Here is a 7,202-nt window from a genome sequence, read left to right as displayed (position 1 = left end):
GGAAAGTCGCCTCCTCGCTGCATGCCGACGTGGCCCTGGACGCGTTGAACATGGCGATCTACCAACGTCGCCGCGATGATATAGGCACTCGTGGGCTCGTGCACTACTCCGACCGAGGCGTCCAATACTGCGACGTGCGCTACGGGCAAGCTCTCGCCTGTTGCCAGGCAGTAGCTTCGGTGGGTTCGACTGGTGACTCCTACGATAGCGCCCTGGCCGAAGCGTTGAACTCTTTGTACGAAGCAGAACTGATCGACAACGAGGCGCGCCCCGGCTACGCCGGCCCCTGGCGCGATCGGCGCGAGGTCGAACGCGAAACCGCCGCCTGGGTCCACTGGTACAACACCCGCCGCCCCCACCTCGCCCTGGGCGGCATCACACCACAACAAGCAGAAAACCAACACACAACAACACGAAAGGAAGCGGCCTCAACAAGCCTCCACAAAACCCAGGACTTGACACCGTTGTGTCCATAACGCAGGCCGCCTCGCCTACGACAACCTAATTTCGGCGTTTTTCGCCGAGGTGGTCTGCACTTTGGGCGCCATACTGCCCCGAACCGCGGCCTCACCGCCACCAAACGGGGGAATTGCGGCATAAGAGGCGCACGGTCGAGCTCGCCCCATGTCGAGGGCGCCATCAAACGGGGGGAATTGCACCATTAGAGTCGCGACACGCCGGCGACACGCCGACAGGATGCTTCTAATGGTGCAAAACCCCCCATCCGCCCTGGCGCGGAGGGGCCGCAGGGGTGAACTGCGTGCCGGAGTTGCCCGCATCACAGAACATCTCACCCATTAAGCCAATGTCAGCCATTTTTCGCCGAGGTGGTCTGCGATGTGGGCGCCACGCACCCGCCGCCCGCCGTCGCACCGATGGTACGGGCCACCACACCCATGCCACCGGCCGTCGCGTGGGGGGAATTGCAGCACTAGAGACGCACGGTCGAGCTCGCCCCGTGTCGAGGGCGTCGCCAAACGGGGGGAATTGCAGCATTAGAGCCGCGACACGCCGGCGACACGCCGACAGGATGCTTCTAATGGTGCAAAACCCCCACCATTACCCCTGGGGTCATGCTCCCGCACGGGTTGAATGCCCCCGATCAGCTGCAATGTTCCCGATGGGGCGCATCCTGTCTGAGGAGCGGCGGTGCGAGCAGGCTAGCCTGACGACACCGCCCTCGACGACGCCTGGGACCGTGTCGCGACCGACCCGTTATGTCCATAATCGCTGTCCTGTCTGCGCACGAAGTGGCCTGCTTCCGCTGCGCCGACCCGGGGAGGGTGCCCCGGCCTCGTCGAGGGGCGTCAGTAGGAGGACAGTGGCCCGGGGAGGGTGCCCCGGCCTCGTCGAGGGGCGTCAGGAGGAGGACAGTGGGCCGGGGAAGGCGCCCGGCCTCGTCGAGGGGCGTCAGTAGGAGGACAGCGGCCCGGGAGGGCGTCCCGGCCTCGTTGAGGGGGCCTCAGAAAGAGGAGAGCGGCCCGGCGGTGCCCCGGCCTCGAATGTTCTCGAGGAGGGCGTGGCCGTTAGAGCCGTACCAGACGGGGATGGACTCGGGGACCGTCCACAGCGCGTCGGGGACCATCGCCTCGAAGGTGCCGTGGGCCATGAACTGTTCGATCTCAGAGAGGGAACGAATCGCGATACCCGCGACCGCCTGGGGGAATTCGCGCGCGAACTCCGCGTAAATCTCGGGGTCACGCTGGCCGTCGTCGCCGACGAGGAGCCACCGCACGTGCGGGAACATGCGCGCCAGGCGGCGCAGTTCGCGGCGTTTGTGCTCGGGGCCCGAGCGGAACCACCCGGTGTTCGACGGGCCAAAGTCCGTCATGAGGAAGCCGCCCGCCGGGTAGCCGGTGCGCTCCAGGAATGAGCGGACCGTGGGTACGACGTTCCACGCTCCGGTCGACAGGTACATGATGGGGGCGTGTGTGCCTTCTGGCACCCCCTCTGAGGTCGCCGACGAGGTCGTGAGCGTCGTCAGCAGTTCCGCCATGCCCGGGACGGCCTCGCGCGAGGAGACGCGGTCCAGGAAGGCGTGCCGCGCGGCCGTGACAAGGCGCGGCAGCATGGAGACCATGACGGTGTCGTCGATGTCGGAGACGACGCCGAAGTGTTCGTCGTCGGAGACGATGCGCACGCGCACGCGGGCCGGGCGCCCGGCGCGGATGCGGCCCTTGCGGGGGCGCTCGTACATCGCCGAGGCCGGAGCCGGCAGGGGGGTCGCGGTGCGCAGAGTGGTGGCGAGCTTGGCGGCCGTGTCTTCGGAGAGGCCGAGGGCTCGCACGTCGCCCGCGTGCAGGACTTGGATGGTGGCGTTGTGCCAGCCGGGTTCGAGGCCGTGGCCGAGCACCGTCATGTCGACGAAGCCGCCGCGGTCGGCGAAGGCGAGCCTGCGGGCGTTGCCGATGGTGACGAGGACGGGCTGGCGGGGGACTTGCGCGTTAAAGAACTGGCGCCACCCGCGGCGGTTTTGCAGCCACGTGCGCGACTCGTCACCGCGGGCCATGAGGACGCGGCCGAGGATGCGGGCGCTGCGCTGGGAGCCGATGCCGCCAAAGCCGACGACTCCCGGGTAGAACCAGCCTTTCGACATGGCCGCGACCAGCAGGGTCGACGCAAATTCACCCGCGCCGGCGGTCAGTGCCAGGGCGAGTGAGGGGGACTCGTCGTCGATGAGAGGAGGTCGAAGCAACATCAGGGTAATCATAGGGCCAACCCACCGGGGAAGCGCAAGCTCCGGAGCGACGGAGCCGCAGGCGCCCTGTGGTAGTCTGACCGCACAGTCAAAAGGAGTGCCGCGAGTCGGTTGTGCGCCTGTCCACTGAGGTGTGGGCCTCGTCGTCGAGAGAGCATGAAGGAGAAACAATGACGCAGGAAGAGCTCTGGGGTGGGGCAGCCGCGCGGCGGCCGAGGGTCATACGCCGGCTGGTGTTGCTCGTGCTCGTGCTCGTGGTGGGCGCCGGTATGGCTTGCTGGTTCGTTGGCAAGCCGGCGTGGGAGAAGGCCTCGGCCGAGGAAGCGGCGCAGCGGTACGTCCAGCTGGTCTTTGAGGGGAAATACGAGGAGGCTGAGGAGTATGCGCGTCCGGCCTTCCCGGGCTGTTCGGATCTGCACTGCACGTTAGACGCGTCGATGGCACAGCCCATTGAATACCCGCAGCTCATCGACCTGTCATTGGAGAAGGAACACAACAGTGACTACATGGTGACGGTCCGTTACACGGTGGCGGGATCAGAACAGACAGGCGTGTTTTCAGTGGCACAAGCCAGCGGATACGTTTCCGCTTCTGACAAGCGGGAGATGGGGGCGTGGGTCATTGAGACTCCGCTCATGGTGCGCACGAGGGTGACGCTTGATAGAGCCATCTCCTCGCTGACGGTCGGAGAACAGTCCCTCTATGACTTTCCTACCGGGGGAAATGGACGGCCCTACCCGTGCGCGTCCGTGACGATCAGTGGATACCCCGGGCTCTACGATATTCATCTGACGAAGATGTCGGAGCGCTGGTACCAGGAGCTGTGGGGGAGCGATGATACTCTGATCGACTCCGGCGACTTCGACCATGTGACCGTGGCGCTCGGTGACGATTTCGGTATTCGTGTCGTTGCAACCCCCGAGGACTACGACGAGGTGCATGCGGACATCGAGAGCATGATTCGGCAGTGCTTGCGAGGCGAAGATTCCTGGGTGTGCGACTCGAGGCTGCGCGGCAAGGGCGAGGACAGTGTCACGATCTCGATGAGGGATGATATGCGCTTCGAGTTCACCAGGCCCGCTCTCGAGAAAAACTGGGTTAACGTAACCGTGTCATTCCCAGATGGCACTGACGAGAATGTCACCGTGACCTGGGTGTATGTGCTCCATTACCGTGATCCTGTCACCATCACATACAAGGTGACGAGCTGAGTGTTCGCCCCACCTACTCCAGCACGACCTACGTCGCCGATATGCGCCTCGAACCAGGGGCAGACGCGCGTGGAGTTCTCCTAACGGACAGCAGCTCGACGAGGCCGGGGGCCTCGGGTGTCACGCGCGCGGCCGCCCAAGGCCCGCTCAGTCGAGGGGGAGCTCGGGCGTCGGGGCGGCCGTATTCTTACGCAGGGCGGGCAGGCCGACGAGCATGAGGACGACCATCGCCCACCCGGCACCCGCCATGGTGAAGAGGCCGCCGCGAGCCCCGATCGAGTCGATCGCGGGCCCGGCGATCGCCGTGCCCAGCGAGGTGCCCAGGTTGATCGAGGTTGACATCCAGGTCAGGCCCTCGGTGAGCTTCGCAGCGGACACGGACTGCTGAATGATGACGTTGACATTCGTCATCGTCGGGGCGCAGGTCAGGCCCGTAACAAGGATGACGGCGGCCATCGTCCAGATGTTGAAGGCGACGGGGAACAGGCTCATGCCGATCGCCATCGCGATGACGCCGATCGTGAAGAGCTGCCAGGTGGGGCGCCTCCACGTGCGCGCCCCGTAGAACAGGGCGGCGGTCAGTGAACCGATCGAAAAGAGCGCCAGGAGGATGCCGCCGAGTGCGGGAGCGCCCAGCTCCTCGGTGAAGCTGACCATCGAGACCTCCATCGCGCCGAAGGTCATGCCCATGCCAATGTAGGTGGCAGCCATGACGAGGACGACGGGCTTGCGGATGACGGACTCGCGCGGGGCGTGCGGGTCGTAGGGGATCGTCGCGGGCTCGGAGGAACGGCGAGACAGGAAGAGTGCGCCGCCCACCGCCAGGCTCAGGATGGAGATCGCCAAGCCGGTCGCCGGGTGCAGGGCCGTGCCCAGGACCGTGGAGAGCACGGGCCCCACGATGTAGACGAACTCGTCGACCGCCGACTCGAGGGCGTAGGCGGTCGTCAACTGGCCGGGCTTGTTCAGGATCGTGGTCCAGCGTGAGCGCACGAGCGCGCCCGGAGCGCCCCACGTGGCGCCCGCGAGGGCCGCCGGGATGAACAGCAGCCACTCGGGTGCATGCATGAGGGTGGCGGCCACCAGCGCGCACATCGACACGGTGGAGATGATCCACGCGGGCCCCATGACGCGCAGCTGCCCGTAGCGGTCGACGCGGCGGGCGAGGATGGGCGCGCAGACCGCCATGACGATGATGTTGACCGCCGACACGGCGCCGGCCAGCGTGTAGTTGCCGTACTCGGCGCGCACCAACAGGATCGTGGACAAACCCACCATCGACATAGGGAGGCGCAGAATCAGCCCGGCAGCGGAAAACTTCCAGGCCTGACGGTAATGCAAAATGTCGAGATAGGTACCCAGCATCCCCTTATTCTATCGTCGGTCGGAGGGCGCCAATGCCGGTCGTGATGGGGTGTAGCTAACCCCTTACCGCGCGCGAGGCCGGGACGCAGCCACGGCCTCGTCGAGCGTGGACGAGGCCGTGGCCGGGAAACGGGGAAAGGCTCAGTCGCTCACCTCGAAGACGCCAACCTGGCCTTTTTCCGCCAGGGAGAGCGCGTGGTTGACGAAGGAGTAGTGGCCGGCCTCCAGCGGCGTGAACTCGACGAAGCCGCCCTCGGCGGCGCCCAGGGTCAGGACCTGTCCCCAGCCGCCACCGGACCCTCCGCCTCGGATGACGTAGGCGCCCTCGCGCCACACGGTGTCGAACTGGGTGCCCACGACGTGGAAGGTGGTCGCCAGGTTGGGGCCCGCGTCCATGACCCACACGCGCACGCGCTCGTTGGTCTTCATCTGGATGGGGTGCGCCTTGTACTGGAAGGGCACGCCGTTGAAGGCCATCGCGTTGGGCGCCAGGGCCGACAGGAGGGAGGCGTCCGCGCTCTGTCCGTCCGCGCCCAGGTAGAGCTCGGAGGCGACCATCACGTACTCGCGGTCGACCGTGCCCAGGTCGGTTGGGTCGATGATGACGGCGCCGAACATGCCGTTCGCGATGTGCATGGACATGGGTGCGGTCGAGCAGTGGTAGAGCCATATGCCCGCGTTCTTCGCGACGAAGGTGTACTCGAGGGTCTGCCCGGGTTCGATCGAGCGCATGACCTGGTCGGGGGCGACGAGGCCCGCGTGGAAGTCCAGCGAGTGGCTCATCGTCCCGTTGTTGACCAGCGTGATGTGGAAGGTGTCGCCGATGTGTCCGCGCAGGATCGGGCCGGGCGCGTCCCCGTTGAAGGTCCACGTCTGGCGGGTCAGCGAGCTCGTGACGTTGACGGTCTGCTCGGTGACCGTGAACGTGTAGTGGCGTTCGGTTTCGCTTGTGGCGGGCGGCAGGACCGGGTCGCGCGGGGTGATCGTCGCCGCGTAGTCCGTCAGCTCGGTCGGGGTAGCGGGTCCCGCGGCGGCGTCCTGGCCGTGGTCGTGGCCCGCGTGGCCGCCCGAGGCGGAGGCCCCCGCCGAGGAGGAGGCGCCGGAGGACGAGGAACCCGAGGATACGCCCGTGGCCTGCACGTGCAGGGTCATACCCATCTCGCGGTGTCCGGGCAGGGAGCACCAGCCCTCGACGTCGCCGGAGATGACGCCGAGGTCCAGTTCTTTCGTCTCGCCGGTCGCCAGAGACCCGGAGGTCACGCCCGTCTCGAACACCAGGTCGTGGCGCTGGTCCCCCGAGTTCGTGAAGTCAATGATGAGGCGGTCGCCGACCGGGACCTCGATGTGGTTGGGCGTGAAGGCCATGCCCTCGACACCCACCGACACGCGGGTCGTGTGCCCGGTCGGCGTCACGGACGAGGCCGTGGTTCCCGTCCCCGCGCCCGTGCCCGACGTAGTGGGTGCGGTGGGGTTAGACAGGAAGATCGCCAGCGCGAGCGCCACGACGGAGACAACGCCGATGATCGCGCCCGCCGTGCGGCTCACGGGCGAGTGGTCGCCCGCCGGGCTCATGCGCAGCTTCGGCGTTTCCTTCGAAGCGGCGCCCTTCGGGGCGGACGCCTTCGGGTTCTTGCCTCCCGGCGACGGTGACGCAGACAGGTTCAGGTCAGCCACGGCGGCCTCCTTGCGTGGTGGTGGGGGATTGGGCGGCGCGCTTGGCGCGCGCCTGGGCCACGCCGCCGCGGCCCAAGAGGACAATGTCGACGACGTAGGTGGCCAGCAGGACCACCCACGCGGCGGTGGTGAGGCGCTCGGCGGATATACCACCGAGGGATACGACAGCAAGGGCGAACACTGCGGCCACGTTGCGAGCCGCCTCCCGGATCGGAGCCCCGGCCTCGAGCACGCCGACCCCGACGCGCACCGCG

At 67.0% G+C, this 7,202-nt stretch carries 5 protein-coding genes and 1 pseudogene; 2 read left to right on the top strand and 4 right to left on the bottom strand.

Annotated elements, in window-relative coordinates; genetic code table 11:
* Positions 1-476: integrase core domain-containing protein (locus HMPREF1138_RS10575; protein ID WP_155887115.1), on the top strand; the 476-nt coding region annotated here is incomplete at its 5' end.
* 986 nt (positions 477-1,462) lie between these two features.
* On the opposite strand, the gene HMPREF1138_RS01135 is transcribed toward HMPREF1138_RS10575, so the two are convergent.
* On the bottom strand, positions 1,463-2,710 hold the full coding sequence (locus HMPREF1138_RS01135; RefSeq protein WP_039936385.1) for an App1 family protein: 1,248 nt from the start codon (positions 2,708-2,710) through the stop codon (positions 1,463-1,465).
* A gap of 158 nt (positions 2,711-2,868) precedes the next feature.
* Here HMPREF1138_RS01135 and HMPREF1138_RS01130 point away from each other — a divergent pair, with 158 nt between their 5' ends.
* Positions 2,869-3,909: a hypothetical protein gene (locus HMPREF1138_RS01130; protein ID WP_009055516.1), complete on the top strand. Its 1,041-nt coding sequence runs from the start codon at positions 2,869-2,871 to the stop codon at positions 3,907-3,909.
* A 147-nt stretch (positions 3,910-4,056) separates the two neighbouring features.
* On the opposite strand, the gene HMPREF1138_RS01125 is transcribed toward HMPREF1138_RS01130, so the two are convergent.
* The 3 genes and pseudogenes from HMPREF1138_RS01125 to HMPREF1138_RS11190 all read right to left on the bottom strand — a co-directional run.
* The gene (locus HMPREF1138_RS01125; protein ID WP_009055515.1) at positions 4,057-5,274 is read right to left on the bottom strand and encodes an MFS transporter; all 1,218 of its coding nucleotides are present in this window, start codon (positions 5,272-5,274) and stop codon (positions 4,057-4,059) included.
* 141 nt (positions 5,275-5,415) lie between these two features.
* Positions 5,416-6,948 carry a multicopper oxidase domain-containing protein gene (locus tag HMPREF1138_RS01120; protein WP_009055511.1) on the bottom strand — a complete coding sequence of 511 codons (1,533 nt, stop codon included), beginning with the start codon at positions 6,946-6,948 and terminating at the stop codon, positions 5,416-5,418.
* Positions 6,941-7,202: pseudogene (locus HMPREF1138_RS11190) on the bottom strand (hypothetical protein); the annotation flags it as partial. The pseudogene HMPREF1138_RS11190 and the gene HMPREF1138_RS01120, both read right to left, overlap by 8 nt.

Origin of the sequence: Actinomyces sp. ICM58 (genome assembly GCF_000283035.1) — a bacterium.
In the GTDB taxonomy this organism is placed as follows: Bacteria; Actinomycetota; Actinomycetes; order Actinomycetales; family Actinomycetaceae; genus Pauljensenia.
This window is presented reverse-complemented; position numbering and strand designations above follow the sequence as displayed.